Here is a 14,108-nt window from a genome sequence, read left to right on the forward strand (position 1 = left end):
GGCGTTCAGCTCCCGTCCGCGACCGATTCGAAGCGCCAGCGGTGGACCGTGCGGCGGGTCAGGTGCTCGGGGGGATCGGGGAGTTCGGGCAGGCCCGGGGTGTCGTAGGCGGCGTTCCACCAGGTGATGACCAGGACCCGGTCCCCGGGGGCGCGGAAGGTCTCACGGCGCAGCGGGGGCGGGTCCAGGGGCTGTCGGGCGGCCCAGGTGAGCAGATCGGCTCCGGCGCCCTCGACCGCACGGGCCTCCCACATCAGGGCGACGGTCATGCGTAGAGGTTCTTCCGGCTCAGCTCGTGCACATGGTCGTGGTCATGCGTGTGGGAGTGGGCGTGGGAGTGCGTATGCGCCTCGGGGTCGGGGACATGGGGATCGGTCACCGGGAGCGAGGAGTCGGCGGACAGGTCCCAGGCGGAGGCCGAGCGGCCGCGGGCGACCATCTCCGCGCCGAGGGCCGCGACCATCGCGCCGTTGTCCGTGCACAGCTTGGGGCGCGGGACGCGCAGGGTGATGCCCGCGTCCTCGCAGCGGCGCTCGGCCAGGGCGCGCAGCCGGGAGTTGGCGGCGACGCCGCCGCCGATCATCAGGTGGTCGACGCCCTCGTCCTTGCAGGCGCGGACGGCCTTGCGGGTCAGCACATCGGCGACGGCCTCCTGGAAGGAGGCGGAGACATCGGCGACCGGCACCTCCTCGCCCGCCGCGCGCTTGGCCTCGATCCAGCGGGCCACGGCGGTCTTCAGGCCGGAGAAGGAGAAGTCGTAGGCGGCGTCCCGCGGACCGGTGAGACCGCGGGGGAAGGCGATGGCGTCGGGGTCCCCGTCACGGGCGATGCGGTCGATGACCGGGCCGCCGGGGAAGCCGAGGTGCAGCACCCGGGCGATCTTGTCGAACGCCTCGCCCGCCGCGTCGTCGATGGTCGAACCCAGCGGGCGGACGTCGGAGGTGATGTCGGGGGCGAGGAGCAGCGAGGAGTGGCCGCCGCTGACCAGCAGCGCCATGGTCGGCTCGGGCAGCGGGCCGTGTTCGAGCTGGTCGACGCAGATGTGCGAGGCGAGGTGATTGACGCCGTAGAGCGGCTTGCCGAGGGCGTAGGCGTACGCCTTGGCCGCGGAGACGCCCACGAGCAGGGCGCCCGCGAGTCCGGGACCGGCGGTGACGGCGATGCCGTCGAGGTCGGAGGCGGCGACCCCGGCCTCCTTCAGGGCCCGCTGGATGGTGGGGACCATCGCCTCCAGATGGGCGCGGCTGGCGACCTCGGGGACCACCCCGCCGAAGCGGGCGTGCTCGTCCACGCTGGAGGCGACCGCGTCGGCGAGCAGGGTGTGGCCGCGGACGATCCCGACGCCGGTCTCGTCGCAGGAGGTCTCGATGCCGAGGACGAGCGGTTCGTCAGCCATGGGTCTTCGTTCCTTGTACTGAGGGGGGCGGCACGGCCGCGGAAGGGGTCGTGGGCGCGGCCGGATCGGTCAGCCGCATGACGAGGGCGTCCACGTTGCCCGGCTGGTAGTAGCCCTTGCGGAAACCGATGGGCTCGAAGCCGAAGCGCTCGTACAGGCGCTGTGCGCGGGTGTTGTCGACGCGCACCTCAAGGAGCACCTCCCGGCACTCGAAGGCGGTGGCGGCGCCGAGGAGATCGGTGAGGAGCCGGGCGCCGAGCCCGGTGCCCCAGTGGTCGCGGGCGGTGGCGATGGTCTGGACGTCGCCGGTGTGGTCGAAGACCGCGAGCCCGGCGTAGCCGACTATCGCGCCCGGCTCCGGATCCTGGTCCGTCCCGGCGCCGCCCGCTTCCGCGACCACGTAGTGACGGGTGACGTCCCGGCCCCGGGCGTGGGCGAGCTCGGACCAGAACATCCCGCGCGACCAGGCGTCGTCGGGGAACAGCTCCTCCTCGAGCGCCAGCACGGGTTCGATGTCCCACCAGCGCATCTCGCGCAACGTCACGGTCGGGCCGGTCACTTGGGGGTGACCACCTTGTAGTTCGCGGGCACCTTGGCGTCGGGGCGGCGCAGGTACAGCGGCCGGGGCGGCAGCAGTTCCTCACCGCGCGCCAGCTTCGCCGCGGCCAGCGAGGCCAGCGCCCCGGCCGACTGGTGCTCGGGCATCCCGGACGGCACCTCGGCGAAGGCGGCCGGGTAGAGGAGGGCGCCCGCGCCGATGGCGGGCAGCCCGGCGACGGGCCCGGCCTCGGTGAGATCGGCGGGGTGGTCCACGGCGGGCTCGGTCACCCGGGTCAGCGGATCGTCGTAGCGGGCCCAGTAGACCTCCTTGCGGCGCGCGTCGGTGGCCACGACGAAGGGGCCGGTCAGCCCGGCCCGCCCGGCGGCGTACGCGATCCCGTCCAGCGTGCACAGCCCGTGGACGGGGATGCCGAGGGCGGCGCCGAAGGTCGCGGCCGTCACCAGCCCGACCCGCAGCCCGGTGTAGGGGCCGGGGCCGACCCCGACGACGATGTCCGTCACCTCGGCCAGCTCGGTGCCCGCGGCCCGCAGGGTCCGGTGGACGGCGGGGAGCAGCAGCTCACCGTGGCGCCGGGCATCGATGTCGGCGGACTCGGCGAGAACTTCGGAGCCGTCGTGCAGAGCGACCGTGACGGCGGGGGTGGCGGTATCAAGAGCGAGCAACAGCACGAGGACAGCCTACGGCGCCCCTGGAAGATCGTTCTTCGGTCTGCGGCGGCGTTCGTCCGCCGTGAACCCCCGACCCCGGGGCTGCGTCCTTCGTACCAAGGGGGCAACAGGCCGGTGGTGGGGCGCGGTGAGCGCACACCCGTGCCACGCGCCGGTGCTACCGTCGCCATAAGTGCGTACGGGCCGTGAGCGCGTACTGACCGCAGGAGAGGATGTCCGCCGTGCCGAGGAGCAGCACCGGGCCCGCCGTCGCCGTTCTCACCGCCGCCGCACTCGGCGCCGTCGCCTTCCTCGGCTACCAGGCCGCGGCGACCGCGCCCGACCATCCCACGCAGGCCCGGCCCGGTTCGCACTCCGACGGGTCGGAGGACCGGGCGAAGAAGACCAAGAAGAAGTCCACGGTCCTGCCCAGGAATTCGGGGACCGGCACCCGGGTCGTCTACGCGCTCGGGGACCGCCGGGTGTGGCTGGTCGGGGCGGACGGCCGGGCCACCCGCACCTTCGCGGTCGGCCCCAGCTCGGCCAGCCCGGACCCGGGGACGTACAAGGTCACCTCGCGGGACCCGGGCGGTGTGGGGTCGGACGGGGTGCAGGTCGAGCACGTCGTCGTCTTCCACTCGGAAGGGGGCGTGGTGTTCGGTTTCAGCGCGGCCATGGACGGCACGATGCCGGACCCGGACGCGCGGAAGCGGACGGGCGCGGTGCGGGAGGCACGGGCGGACGGCTCGGCGATGTGGGAGTTCGCGCAGGCCGGCACCGCGGTCGTGGTGATCGCCTAGGTCCTGCCCTGCCGGTCTTCGTGGATCAGGCCGCGGTGTCCGGCGCAGGTGGGCACCTCCCGGCGTTGGCCGGGGGCGGATCGCAGGGCGGAGGGTCGTCCTCGTACCGGGCGCACTCGGATGATCCCGACAATGCGGCGAGGCGCGGTGCCGGCATCGCGGGCCCGCGATGACCGGCAGGAAAGGGCCTGGGCGGTCCGACTGCCTGCCGGGGGTCCGCTACGCGGCGTCGCGGCGCTCGCGCGTGGCCTCGTCGGGCTCGGATGCCGACCGCTCGGCGGCGGAGCCCGCTTCCTCGGCCGGGGGCGTGGACACCGCGCTGGCCGCCGCACAGGCCGCCAGCAGATCCCTCATCGACGGCGGGCGGCCGTCGTCGCGCCGGTCTGTCCCGACGACGGGTTCCTGGGCCGACATGGATGCCTCCTGAGGGTCCTGGGGCACTCGGACGAACAGGGAAAAATCCGAAGGTGGTTAGGCACGCCTAACCACGCTCCCCCTCCCATGTGACCACGGCCGATGCCCACAGCGCAACATCATGCCGACGGCTTGTCGGAATGTACCCCGTCAGCCGTCCGTCATCCCGTACGCGGACGGGGACGAGCACAGGGGTGAGCGCGGGGAGGACAGCGGTGATGCGCGCGGACAGGGACGACCGCGGACGGGTCATCCGGTCAGCGACGCCAGATCCGCACCGGCCCACCGCGGCCCCACCCCGGTGACCACCACACCGCGGGCGTCGTCCGGGTCACCGGCCGCGCCGTCGCCCACCGCCCGCTCGATCACCACGTGCAGCCGGTCCTCGGACAGCCCCTCGACCTTGCCCTCGCCCCATTCGACCGCGATCACCGACTCCGGCAGCGACACATCGAGGTCGAGGTCCTCCATCTCGTCCAGACCGCCGCCCAGCCGGTAGGCGTCCACGTGGACCAGCGGCGGACCGGAGCCCAGCGACGGGTGCACCCGGGCGATCACGAACGTCGGCGAGGTGACCGCGCCGCGCACGCCCAGGCCCTCCCCCAGGCCCCGGGTCAGCGTGGTCTTGCCCGCGCCCAGCTCACCGGTGAGCAGCACCAGGTCGCCGGGGCGCAGCAGCTCGGCGAGTCTGCGGCCCAGGTCCTTCATCTGCTCGGGGGAGGTGACGGTGATGCGTGTCGCTACGTCCATACCGGCCGATGGTACTCAGCCGGAGACCCCTCGCCGGGCCCGTCCCTCGACGCCGTCCACCACTCTGGCCAGCAGTTCGGTCAGATGTCCGTTGACCACTTCGGGGTGCTCGAGGATCACCAGGTGGCCGGCCTCCTCGACGATCACCAGTTCGGCACCGGGCAGCAGCTCCGCGATGGCCTCGCTGTGCTCCATGGGCGTGATCAGGTCCTTGTCGCCCGCCAGCACCAGCACCGGCAGCCCGTCGAAATGCGGCAGCGCCCCGGCCTTGTCATGGGCGAGGAACGCCGGGTAGAACTCCGCGACCACATCGATCGGGGTGGCCTCGATCAGCCGCTCGGCGAACCGCGCGACCCCGGGGTCCACGTCCTTGGAGCCGAACGAATAGCGCTTGATCAGCCCGGCGAAGAGATCGGCGGTGGCCCGGCGGCCCCGCTCGACCAGTTCGACCTGCCAGCCCAGCGCCTTCAGCAGCCCCGGGAGCACCCTGCGCACCGCGTTGACCCCGACGACCGGGAGGCCGAAGCTGACCTCGCCGAGACGGCCCGCCGAGGTGCCGAGGAACGCCACGCCGACCACCCGGTCCCGGACCAGCTCCGGGTACTGCGCGGCCAGCGCCATCATCGTCATGCCCCCCATGGAGTGGCCGACCAGCACCAGCGGGCCCTCGGGCGCCGCGGCGTCGATGACCGCCTTCAGATCGCGGCCGAGCTGGTCGATGGTGAGGGCGTCACCGTCGGCCTGGGCGCAGCCGCGGGCCGAGCGGCCGTGACAGCGCTGGTCCCAGTAGACGGTGCGGACCACTTCGCGCAGCGCGGAGCGCTGGAAGTGCCAGGAGTCCTGGGCCAGGCAGTAGCCATGGCTGAAGATCATGGTGACCGGGGTGGTCGGGGCCTTGCGGCCGAACCGCCGCTTGCGCCGGGAGGACGGGGGTGCCGGGCTCTCCCGGACCTCCTCCACCTCGTAGTACAGCTCGGTGCCGTCGTCGGCCACCGCCCTGCCGGGGGTGCCGCGCAGCGTGCCGTACGGGCCCTCGGCGTCCAGCGCGAGGCGCGCCTTGCGCCGTACGCCGCGGCCGACCGTGAGGCGCTCCAGGGCGACGCCCGCCGCGGCTCCCGCCGCGAGGACGCCGATCGCGGCGCCCGCGAACCCGGCTCCGCGCCTCCAGCCCACGGCTGTGGCCCCCGCCGCGACCCGTGTCGCCATCTCTGCCGTGCTGTCGTCGCCCATGGTCAGATCCCTGTGCCCCCCGAATGACCTACATAAACGCGTGGCACCCGGGAACCCACACGGGTGACGATCTCGTAGGCGATCGTGCCCGCGGCACGTGCCCAGTCCTCGGCGGTCGGCTCCCCCCGGTCCCCTGGCCCGAAGAGCACCGCCTCCTCGCCCTCGACCGCGCTGTCGCCGCCGAGGTCCACCACGAACTGGTCCATGGCCACCGTGCCCGCGACCGTCCGCCACTTCCCGGCGACCAGCACCGGACCGGTGCCCGAGGCATGGCGCGGGATGCCGTCTGCGTAGCCGACCGGCACCAGGGCGAGGGTGGTGTCGCCCGGGGTGACATAGCGGTGCCCGTAGGAGACCCCGTGGCCGCCCGGCACCCGCTTCACCGAGGCGAGCGAGGCGGACAGCGTCATCACCGGCCGCAGCCCGAAGTCGGCGGGCACGCCGATCTCGGGGCTCGGCGAGATGCCGTAGGTGGCGATACCGGTGCGGACGAGGTCGAAGTGGGAGGCGGGCAGGGTGAGCGTGGCCGGGGAGTTGGCCAGATGGCGCACCTCCGGCCGCAGCCCGGCCCGTTCGGCCTGGGCGAGCATCTCGCGGAAGACGGTGAGCTGGGCCTCGATGGAGGGGTGGCCCGGCTCGTCGGCGCAGGCGAAGTGGGACCAGAGTCCGGTCACCCGCACACTGCCCTCCGCCTCGGCGGCGCGCGCCTCGGCGACCAGCGCGGGCCAGTCGGCGGGCTGGCAGCCGCTGCGGCCGAGGCCGGTGTCGGCCTTGAGCTGGACCCGGGCGGTCCGGCCGCTCGCGCGGGCCGCGGCGGCGGCCTCCCGCAGGGCCCACACGCCGCTGGCCGAGACGTCGATGTCCGCCTCGATCGCCTCCCGCCAGGGGCCGCCCGGCGTCCACAGCCAGCACATCAGCCGGCCGGTGTCCCCGGCCGCGCGCAGCGCGAGCGCCTCTTCCGGCGTGGCCGTCCCCAGCCAGCTCGCACCGGCCTCGCGGGCGGCGCGGGCGCAGGGCAGCGCGCCGTGACCGTAGCCGTCCGACTTGACCACGGCCATCAGCTCGGCGGTGGGCGCCGCGGCACGCAGCGCCCGAACGTTGTCCCGCAGGGCGGCCAGATCGACCACGGCTCGGGCACGCATCGGTGTCTCGTCCATCCCCGTCAGTCTCTCAGGCCCGTCCGCCGATCGGAGTGTGTGCTTCCACGCACGGAGAGTTCGGGAGACTGTGACCTTGACTTCCTCCCCCGCCTAACAGCGGGGGATTCCAGCGGTCGCCCGCTGGGGTTCCTGCTTCACCGACGACCGCCCCGCCCGGGAGGACTCCCGTTGAGGTCTTACACCGTCTCCACAGGCAGACACCGCCAGCCCGGCGGCCAGGATGTTGCATGCCGCGTTCACGTCACGGTCATGCACGGCACCGCAGTCGCACGTCCACACACGGACGTTCAGCGGCAGCTTCCCGCGGACCGTGCCGCAGGCCCCGCACAGCTTCGAGCTGGGGAACCAGCGGTCGATCACCACGAGTTCACGCCCGTACCAGGCACACTTGTACTCCAGCATCGAGCGCAGCTCCGTCCACGACGCGTCCGAGATGGCGCGCGCGAGCTTGCCGTTCTTCAGCAGGTTGCGGACGGTGAGGTCCTCGATCACGACCGTTTGGTTCTCACGGACGAGCCGAGTGGTGAGCTTGTGCAGAAAGTCCCGGCGGCGGTCGGCGATCCGGGTATGGACCCTGGCGACCTTCCGGCAGGCCTTCTCCCGGTTGTTCGAGCCCTTGGCCTTGCGGGACAGCTCCCGCTGAGCCTTCGCGAGCCGGGTCCGGTCACGGCGCTCGTGCCCGGGATTGGCGATCTTCTCCCCGGTGGACAGCGTCACCAGCGACGTGATCCCGGCGTCGATACCGACCGCCGCGTCCGTGCCCGGGGCAGGGGCGATGGTGTCCTCGCACAACAGGGACACGAACCAGCGCCCCGCCGCGTCACGGGAGACGGTCACCGTGGTCGGCTCCACCCCCACCGGGAGCGGGCGCGACCAGCGAATGTCCAGTGGCGCGGTCATCTTCGCCAACGTCAGGCGCCCGTCACACCAGGTGAAGGCGGAGCGGGTGTACTCCGCGCTCGCGCGGGACTTCTTCCGGCTCTTGTACCGGGGATACTCCGCCCGCTTGGCGAAGAAGTTCCCGAACGCCGTCTGAAGGTGGCGCAACGCCTGCTGGAGCGGAACGGAGGACACCTCGGCAAGGAACGCCAGTTCCTCGGTCTTCTTCCACTCCGTCAGTGCGGCGGAGGACTGGACGTAGGACACCCGGCGCTGCTCGCCGTACCAGGCACGGGTGCGCTCCTCCAGCGCCCGGTTGTAGACGACACGGACACAGCCGAACGTACGCGACAATTCCGCCGCCTGCTCGTCCGTCGGATAGAAGCGGTACCTGAACGCCCGCTTCACCTGCTGCGTCATGCCTCACATCCTATCAATTCCTTTGTAAGCATGAAGTGTCGGCCGGTGGCCGGCAAAAGCCGAATCGCCCTGACAGCGACTCGGCTCTCCCGGCCCTGCTCCGCAGGAGTCCGTTCCCTCCCCGGCCTGAAGGCCGGGGCATCCACGGAGGAATCCCGATGAGGACTGCCTACAGCGTCGAGACCGTACGGGCCGCGGAGCGGGAGCTGATGGCGCGGCTGCCGGACGGAGCGCTCATGCAGCGCGCGGCGGCCGGACTGGCCGCGGCCTGCGCAGATCTGCTGCCCCGGGTGTCCGGGGCCCGGGTGGCGGTACTGACCGGAAGCGGGGACAACGGGGGCGACGCGCTCTACGCGGGCGCCCGGCTGGCCCGGCGCGGCGCCGGGGTCACCGCGGTCCTGCTGGCCCCGGACCGGGCCCATCCGGGGGGTCTGCGCGCGCTGCTGGCGGCGGGCGGACGTGCCGTACCGGCCGATGACGACCGCGCCGAACCGACCCTGGCCCGCGCCGCACTGGTGCTGGACGGGATCGTGGGCATCGGCGGCAAGGGCGGGCTGCGGGAGGCCGCGGAGCGGCTGACGCGGGCGGTGCGCGGCACGGTCGTCGCGGTGGACCTGCCGAGCGGGGTGGACGCCGACACCGGTGAGGTGAGGGGCGCCGCGGTACGCGCCGACGCCACGGTCACCTTCGGTGCGTACAAACCGGGGCTGCTGATCGATCCCGCCCGTGGCCACGCGGGGGCGCTGCGACTGATCGGCATCGGCCTGGAGCCGTACCTGCCGTCCGTACCGGACGCGGAGGCGCTCCAGCACGGGGACGTGGCGGCGCTGTTGCCGCGGCCGTCGGCGGAGAGCGACAAGTACCGGCGCGGGGTGGTCGGCGTGGTCGCGGGCTCCGCCCGCTACCCGGGCGCCGCGGTGCTGGCCGTCGCGGGCGCGCTGCGCGGCGGCGCGGGGGCCGTGCGCTACGTGGGCCCGGCGGCCGACGCGGTCATCGCACGCTTCCCCGAGACGCTGGTGCACGCCGGTCCCCCGGCCAAGGCGGGCCGCGTACAGGCATGGGTGGTCGGCCCCGGTCTCGGCGACGGCGCGGCCGCCCGCCACTCGCTGGAGGACGTGCTCGCCTCCGACGTCCCGGTCCTGGTCGACGCCGACGGGCTGCGCCTCCTGCCCTCCGGCGATCTCCGCGGACGTGCGGCGCCCACGGTGCTGACCCCGCACGCGGGCGAGGCCGCGGCCCTGCTCGGCGTCTCCCGCGAGGAGGTGGAGTCGGGGCGGCTGACGGCGGTGCGGGAGCTGGCCGGGCGCTACGGCGCCACGGTGCTCCTGAAGGGGTCCACCACGCTGGTCACGGACAGTGCGGGCCCGGTGCGGATCAACCCCACCGGCACCGGCTGGCTGGCCACGGCGGGCAGTGGTGACGTGCTGTCCGGACTGACCGGCTCACTCCTCGCATCGGGCCTCGCCGCCGCCGACGCGGCCTCGGTCGGCGCCTACCTCCACGGCCTCGCCGCCCGCCGCGCGGCAGGCCCCCACGGCGCCCCGATCGCGGCCGACGATGTGGCGACGGCCCTGACCGAAGCCTGGCGCGACGTCCTCGCCTGACACGGCCCCGGCCGACGAACGCCGGACAGCCGAGCGACCGGCGCACGACCGACGTCCGCCCGAACACGGCACCGGAAGGCCACGACTGACGGCCGAACGGGACCGCCGACGGGCGACCGGGTGGGGAAAACCGGTGGCGGGGCTCCGGGCGGTCCGTAGCCTGACTCGTATGACCGCCCTGAGCCTGGACCGCTACGCCGTCGAAATCGTCGCGCAGACCGAGCGCTTGAGGGACCTCGTCAGACATGCCGACCTCGATGTTCCGGTGCCCGGCTGCCCCGGGTGGAACCTCGGGCAGCTGTTGCGCCATGTGAACGGTACGCACCGCTGGGCCCAGGGGGCCGTCGGCTCCCGGGCGACGGAACCGGTCTCCGACGAGCTGGTCAACGACGTCCCGCGGATCGCCGGCGAGGACGCGGAGGCGCTCGGCGTCCGCCTCGGCGAGGGCGCGGCGCGGCTGGCGGAGACCCTGCGCGCGGCCGGGCCCGACGTCCCGGTGTGGACGCCGGGACCGGGCGGCACCCCGATGTTCTGGGCCCGTCGGATGGCGCATGAGACAGCCGTGCACCGGGCGGACGCGGCCCTGACGGTCGGCGCGGAGTACACCCTCGACGAGGAGTTGGCGGCCGACGCGCTCGACGAGTGGATGGACTTCGGCACCGTGCCGGAGGCCTACGCGTCCGAGCAGTCCGGGCCCCCGCTGCTCGGACCCGCCCGGACCCTCCGGTTCCACGCCGTGGACACCGGGGCGCGGTGGCTGGTCGACCTCACCGGCCCCGCACCGGTCTGGCGCCGTGCGGACGAGGGGGCGGCCGTGACGGTGCGCGGGCCGCTGACCGAGCTGCTGTTGCTGCTCTACCGGCGGCCCGCGCCCGGCGTCGATGTCCTCGGGGACGGCGCCCTGCTGGAACTGTGGCTGACGCGGACCGGTTTCTGGCTGGAGTGAACGGCGGTCAGAGCTGTCGGAGGTGGTCCCGCAGAGTCCGGGCGACGTGGGACATCAGGGCCTCGGCACCGGGCTGGCGGCTGGCGGGCACCACGGATTCGGTCAGTACGGCGACGGCGAAGCTCTGGCCGTCGGCGTGCTCGACCACGCCGATCTCATGGCGGAGGTTGAGCAGGGTGCCGGTCTTGGAGGACCAGGTGGTGGCGTCCGAGCCGAAGTCCGGCGCGAGGCGGTGCCGCATCAGGTTGTGGGCCATCAGACCGCGCACCCGCGCGGCCACCTCCGGGTGGACCGCGGACGGCGTCCACAGCGCCTGGAGCAGATCGGCCCAGGCGCGGGCGCTGCCGGTGTTGGCGCGGGTGGTGTCGAGCTGCGGCACCCGGTGGCCGCGGCCGGAGGTCCCCGCGTCGATGGCGAGGGCGTGGGCGAGGTGGGCCTGCGCGCCGCCGAACCGCTCCTCGGGGGTGTCGGACAGCTCCCGCATGGTGTGCCGGACGGTGATTCCGTGCAGTCCGAGCTCCTGGAGGATCCGGGCGACATGCTCGGGCGGGGTGAGTTCGAACAGGGCGTCGGCGGCGGTTCCGTCGCTGACGCAGGTGCTCAGATAGACCAGGTCGTCGACGGCGATCCGGGCGGGGTGGCGGAACCGGCTCAGCCCGGTGGGGCCGGGGGTGGTGATCCGGCCGGGCCGAACCTCCACCGGGGCCGCCCCGTCGAGCTCACCGCGCCGGACGCGCTCGGCCGTGGCCAGCGCGAGCGGGACCTTCACCAGGGAGGCGGACGGCAGTTGGGCGTCCGGTTCGATGCCCAGTTCCTCACCGGTGCCCAGGTCCCGCACCAGCAGATAGCCGCGCAGACCGCCGTCGCGCAACTGTCCGCGCATCTCGCGCAGCAGCGCCTCGGTCATGCCACGGCTCCCTCGGTGGACGGTGCGGCGCCCAGACAACGCGCCAGCGCGTCGCCCAGACGGTCCTGGACGTGCCGGGGGTTACCGGCCGCGGCGGCGGTGACCGCGTAGCCCCGGGTGAGCGCGAGCTCGCCGATCGGCCGCCAGTGCAGGGCGAGTTCCCGGGCCTGGGCGGGTGAGCACAGCAGCAGGTCGTCGGAGCACAGCACGTCCGCCGCGGCCGAGGTGAGGTCGGCGGCGACCACCAACTGGGCGGGGCGCAGCCCGACCGCGTCCCGCAGCCGGGTCAGCGGATCGCGGATGTGCGGAACGTCGTCCTCCGGCTGGATCCGGATCCGGCGGGGCGGTTCGGGCGCGCCCCGGCCCATCCGCAGGGTCTCCAGATAGACGCGTCTGACCCCGGGATCCCCCGATCCGGCCAGCCCGAGCGGTACCGACCACAGCGCCTCGTCCGGCGGCACCGGCAGCAGGGCGGCCCGCACCTGCTGGGAGCGGACCAGCTCCGCCCGCAGGTCCGGCGGCGCGACGCGGAGGTCGAGGGTGATCCCGTGGCCGCGCGCGTCGGCCACCAGCCGGGCGAGGTCGACGGTGGAGCAGATACCGGGCATCGCCAGCCGCCACGGTTTGCGCTTGGCGGCCTCCGCCTCGTGCCGCAGTACATCGGCGGCCTGCACGAGCTGCCGGGCCGCCGGAAGCAGCTCCCGGCCGAACGGGGTGAGGACGGCCCGCCGTGAGGTGCGCTCGAACAGCGGCTCGCCGAGGTGCGCCTCCAGCGCGGCGATACGACGGCTGGCCACCGGCTGGGACATCCGGGCGGCCGCGGCCCCGACGGTGAAACTCCCGCGTTCGCTCACGCTCACGAAGGCACGGCACGCTCCCACCAGATCCACGGCTCTCACTCTAGAGGGGCTGTCATGCCCTTTCCTCATGGAACCGCCCAGAAGCGTATTGGACCGCATAGCCGCAGGCGACGAGGGTGGTCAGGACGCCATACCCGTCGTTCCACCCCCCGTGTGCCCCGTCCGACGGGGCCGGTCAGGAGGTCCCGGACCATGCGCCAGACCCGCTCCCGACGCGCCCTGCGCGGTGCGCTCGCCACCCTCGTGCTCGTTCCGCTCGCCGCCTGCGGCCAGGACGACTCCCCGGAGTCCTCCGCCAAGGGGAGCGCATCCACCACGGCGGCCGCGCCCGCCGCCGACCGCGCGGCCGGCGATGAGTTCAAGAAGCTGGAGAAGGCGTTCGACGCGCGGCTGGGCGTCTACGCCATCGACACCGGGACCGGACGCGAGGTGGCGTACCACGACGGTTCGCGCTTCCCCTTCGCCTCCACCTTCAAGGCCATGGCCGCCGGTACCGTCCTGCGCGAGCGTTCGCTCAAGGGCATGGACAAGAAGATCAGGTACACCAAGGACGATCTGGCCGCCTACTCCCCGATCACCGAGAAGCACACCGGCACCGGGATGACCCTGGGCGAGCTGTGCGACGCCGCCGTCCGCTACAGCGACAACACCGCGGCCAATCTGATCCTCGCCGAACTCGGCGGCCCCAAGGCCCTCGACGCCGCGCTGGAGAAGATGGGCGATCACACCACCCGGATGGTGCGGCGCGAACCGGAGCTCAACGACTGGGACCCGAAGGACACCCGGGACACCACCACCCCCCGGGCGTTCGCCAAGGACCTGCGCGCCTTCGTCCTCGGTGACACGCTCGGCAAGCCCGAGCGCGCGCAGCTCACCACCTGGCTGCGGAAGAACACCACGGGCGCCACGACCATCCGGGCGGGTGTGCCGAAGACATGGACGGTCGGCGACAAGACCGGCACCGGCAGCACCTACGGCTCCCGCAACGACATCGCGGTGGTGTGGCGGCCGGACGCGGCCCCCATCGTCGTGGCGATCATGACGAACCGCACCGCGAAGGACGCCGAGCCCGACGACAAGCTGCTGGCCCGGGCGGCCGGGGTGGTGGCCGACACCCTGGGGTAGCGGCCCCCGGCCCCGTCCGGGAGGCCCCGGTCACCCCTCGGCGATCACCACCGCGGAGGCGACCCCCGCGTCATGGCTCAGCGAGACGTGCCAGCCGCGGACGCCCAGCTCCGCCGCGCGCGCCGCGACCGTACCGCGGACGGTCAGCCGCGGACGGCCGGACTCCTCGGTCACCACCTCGGCGTCCGTCCAGCGCAGCCCGCCCGGCGCGCCCAGCGCCTTGGCCAGCGCCTCCTTGGCCGCGAACCGGGCGGCGAGCGACGCGATCCCGCGCCGCTCGCCGCTCGGCAGCGTCAGCTCGTCCGCCACGAACAGCCGTTCCGCCAGCCCCGGGGTACGCCGCAGGGCATCGGCGAAACGGTCGATCTCGGCCACGTCGATACCGACACCGATGATCACGGGATCACG

The 14,108-nt window shown here is 73.6% G+C and carries 16 protein-coding genes; 4 read left to right on the forward strand and 12 right to left on the reverse strand.

Annotated elements, in window-relative coordinates:
* Window positions 1-5: 5 nt before the first annotated feature.
* Genes NMK44_RS16730 through tsaB form a run of 4 tightly spaced genes read right to left on the reverse strand, consistent with a single transcriptional unit; the run spans window position 6 to window position 2,626 of the window.
* Entirely contained in the window at window positions 6-269 is a 264-nt protein-coding gene (locus NMK44_RS16730; protein WP_254743786.1) for a hypothetical protein, read from the reverse strand.
* Complete coding sequence (tsaD, locus tag NMK44_RS16735; RefSeq protein ID WP_254743788.1) at window positions 266-1,396, reverse strand: tRNA (adenosine(37)-N6)-threonylcarbamoyltransferase complex transferase subunit TsaD; 1,131 nt, start codon at window positions 1,394-1,396, stop codon at window positions 266-268. Before tsaD ends, NMK44_RS16730 begins: the two co-directional genes overlap by 4 nt.
* The gene (gene rimI / locus NMK44_RS16740; protein WP_374215282.1) at window positions 1,389-1,955 is read right to left on the reverse strand and encodes a ribosomal protein S18-alanine N-acetyltransferase; all 567 of its coding nucleotides are present in this window, start codon (window positions 1,953-1,955) and stop codon (window positions 1,389-1,391) included. Before rimI ends, tsaD begins: the two co-directional genes overlap by 8 nt.
* Window positions 1,952-2,626: a tRNA (adenosine(37)-N6)-threonylcarbamoyltransferase complex dimerization subunit type 1 TsaB gene (gene tsaB / locus NMK44_RS16745; protein WP_254743790.1), complete on the reverse strand. Its 675-nt coding sequence runs from the start codon at window positions 2,624-2,626 to the stop codon at window positions 1,952-1,954. Before tsaB ends, rimI begins: the two co-directional genes overlap by 4 nt.
* A gap of 221 nt (window positions 2,627-2,847) precedes the next feature.
* On the opposite strand from tsaB, the gene NMK44_RS16750 reads away from it, so the two are divergent.
* Window positions 2,848-3,405, forward strand: coding sequence for a hypothetical protein (locus NMK44_RS16750; RefSeq protein ID WP_254743792.1), 558 nt, complete (start codon window positions 2,848-2,850; stop codon window positions 3,403-3,405).
* A gap of 219 nt (window positions 3,406-3,624) precedes the next feature.
* Here the strand turns inward: NMK44_RS16750 and NMK44_RS16755 are convergent, their stop codons facing one another.
* From NMK44_RS16755 to NMK44_RS16775, 5 genes are all read right to left on the reverse strand, one after another.
* On the reverse strand, window positions 3,625-3,819 hold the full coding sequence (locus tag NMK44_RS16755) for a hypothetical protein (protein WP_254743794.1): 195 nt from the start codon (window positions 3,817-3,819) through the stop codon (window positions 3,625-3,627).
* A 249-nt stretch (window positions 3,820-4,068) separates the two neighbouring features.
* Window positions 4,069-4,569 (reverse strand): tRNA (adenosine(37)-N6)-threonylcarbamoyltransferase complex ATPase subunit type 1 TsaE, encoded by a 501-nt coding sequence (gene tsaE / locus NMK44_RS16760; protein ID WP_254743796.1) that lies wholly within the window; start codon window positions 4,567-4,569, stop codon window positions 4,069-4,071.
* A 15-nt stretch (window positions 4,570-4,584) separates the two neighbouring features.
* Window positions 4,585-5,799: an alpha/beta fold hydrolase gene (locus NMK44_RS16765; RefSeq protein ID WP_254743798.1), complete on the reverse strand. Its 1,215-nt coding sequence runs from the start codon at window positions 5,797-5,799 to the stop codon at window positions 4,585-4,587.
* 2 nt (window positions 5,800-5,801) lie between these two features.
* Window positions 5,802-6,956: an alanine racemase gene (gene alr / locus NMK44_RS16770; RefSeq protein ID WP_254743800.1), complete on the reverse strand. Its 1,155-nt coding sequence runs from the start codon at window positions 6,954-6,956 to the stop codon at window positions 5,802-5,804.
* A gap of 93 nt (window positions 6,957-7,049) precedes the next feature.
* Window positions 7,050-8,258 carry an RNA-guided endonuclease InsQ/TnpB family protein gene (locus NMK44_RS16775; RefSeq protein WP_254743802.1) on the reverse strand — a complete coding sequence of 403 codons (1,209 nt, stop codon included), beginning with the start codon at window positions 8,256-8,258 and terminating at the stop codon, window positions 7,050-7,052.
* Between the two features lie 158 nt (window positions 8,259-8,416).
* Between NMK44_RS16775 and NMK44_RS16780 the strand changes: the two genes are divergently transcribed.
* Window positions 8,417-9,862, forward strand: a complete 1,446-nt coding sequence (locus NMK44_RS16780; RefSeq protein WP_254743804.1) for an NAD(P)H-hydrate dehydratase — start codon at window positions 8,417-8,419, stop codon at window positions 9,860-9,862.
* A 169-nt stretch (window positions 9,863-10,031) separates the two neighbouring features.
* On the forward strand, window positions 10,032-10,808 hold the full coding sequence (locus NMK44_RS16785) for a maleylpyruvate isomerase family mycothiol-dependent enzyme (protein ID WP_254743806.1): 777 nt from the start codon (window positions 10,032-10,034) through the stop codon (window positions 10,806-10,808).
* Between the two features lie 7 nt (window positions 10,809-10,815).
* Here NMK44_RS16785 and NMK44_RS16790 read toward each other — a convergent pair whose 3' ends face one another.
* Window positions 10,816-11,715 (reverse strand): serine hydrolase, encoded by a 900-nt coding sequence (locus tag NMK44_RS16790; protein WP_254743808.1) that lies wholly within the window; start codon window positions 11,713-11,715, stop codon window positions 10,816-10,818.
* Window positions 11,712-12,605, reverse strand: a complete 894-nt coding sequence (locus NMK44_RS16795; protein WP_254743810.1) for a LysR family transcriptional regulator — start codon at window positions 12,603-12,605, stop codon at window positions 11,712-11,714. Before NMK44_RS16795 ends, NMK44_RS16790 begins: the two co-directional genes overlap by 4 nt.
* Window positions 12,606-12,767: 162 nt before the next feature.
* Here NMK44_RS16795 and bla point away from each other — a divergent pair, with 162 nt between their 5' ends.
* Window positions 12,768-13,700, forward strand: coding sequence for a class A beta-lactamase (gene bla / locus NMK44_RS16800; RefSeq protein ID WP_254743812.1), 933 nt, complete (start codon window positions 12,768-12,770; stop codon window positions 13,698-13,700).
* Window positions 13,701-13,730: 30 nt separating this feature from the next.
* Here bla and NMK44_RS16805 read toward each other — a convergent pair whose 3' ends face one another.
* Window positions 13,731-14,099, reverse strand: a complete 369-nt coding sequence (locus NMK44_RS16805; protein ID WP_254743814.1) for a holo-ACP synthase — start codon at window positions 14,097-14,099, stop codon at window positions 13,731-13,733.
* Window positions 14,100-14,108 lie beyond the last annotated feature (9 nt).

Origin of the sequence: Streptomyces cucumeris, assembly GCF_024295805.1 — a bacterium.
Lineage (GTDB): Bacteria > Actinomycetota > Actinomycetes > Streptomycetales > Streptomycetaceae > Streptomyces > Streptomyces cucumeris.

What these genes read in the sequence shown, in the direction of transcription:
- NMK44_RS16765 (WP_254743798.1), bottom strand. Translation starts at nt 5,799, where the DNA reads ATGGGCGACGACAGCACGGCAGAGATGGCGACACGGGTCGCGGCGGGG.
- tsaE (WP_254743796.1), bottom strand. Translation starts at nt 4,569, where the DNA reads ATGGACGTAGCGACACGCATCACCGTCACCTCCCCCGAGCAGATGAAG.
- NMK44_RS16780 (WP_254743804.1), top strand. Translation starts at nt 8,417, where the DNA reads ATGAGGACTGCCTACAGCGTCGAGACCGTACGGGCCGCGGAGCGGGAG.
- NMK44_RS16730 (WP_254743786.1), bottom strand. Translation starts at nt 269, where the DNA reads ATGACCGTCGCCCTGATGTGGGAGGCCCGTGCGGTCGAGGGCGCCGGA.
- NMK44_RS16790 (WP_254743808.1), bottom strand. Translation starts at nt 11,715, where the DNA reads ATGACCGAGGCGCTGCTGCGCGAGATGCGCGGACAGTTGCGCGACGGC.
- NMK44_RS16775 (WP_254743802.1), bottom strand. Translation starts at nt 8,258, where the DNA reads ATGACGCAGCAGGTGAAGCGGGCGTTCAGGTACCGCTTCTATCCGACG.
- NMK44_RS16785 (WP_254743806.1), top strand. Translation starts at nt 10,032, where the DNA reads ATGACCGCCCTGAGCCTGGACCGCTACGCCGTCGAAATCGTCGCGCAG.
- alr (WP_254743800.1), bottom strand. Translation starts at nt 6,956, where the DNA reads ATGGACGAGACACCGATGCGTGCCCGAGCCGTGGTCGATCTGGCCGCC.
- tsaD (WP_254743788.1), bottom strand. Translation starts at nt 1,396, where the DNA reads ATGGCTGACGAACCGCTCGTCCTCGGCATCGAGACCTCCTGCGACGAG.
- NMK44_RS16755 (WP_254743794.1), bottom strand. Translation starts at nt 3,819, where the DNA reads ATGTCGGCCCAGGAACCCGTCGTCGGGACAGACCGGCGCGACGACGGC.
- bla (WP_254743812.1), top strand. Translation starts at nt 12,768, where the DNA reads ATGCGCCAGACCCGCTCCCGACGCGCCCTGCGCGGTGCGCTCGCCACC.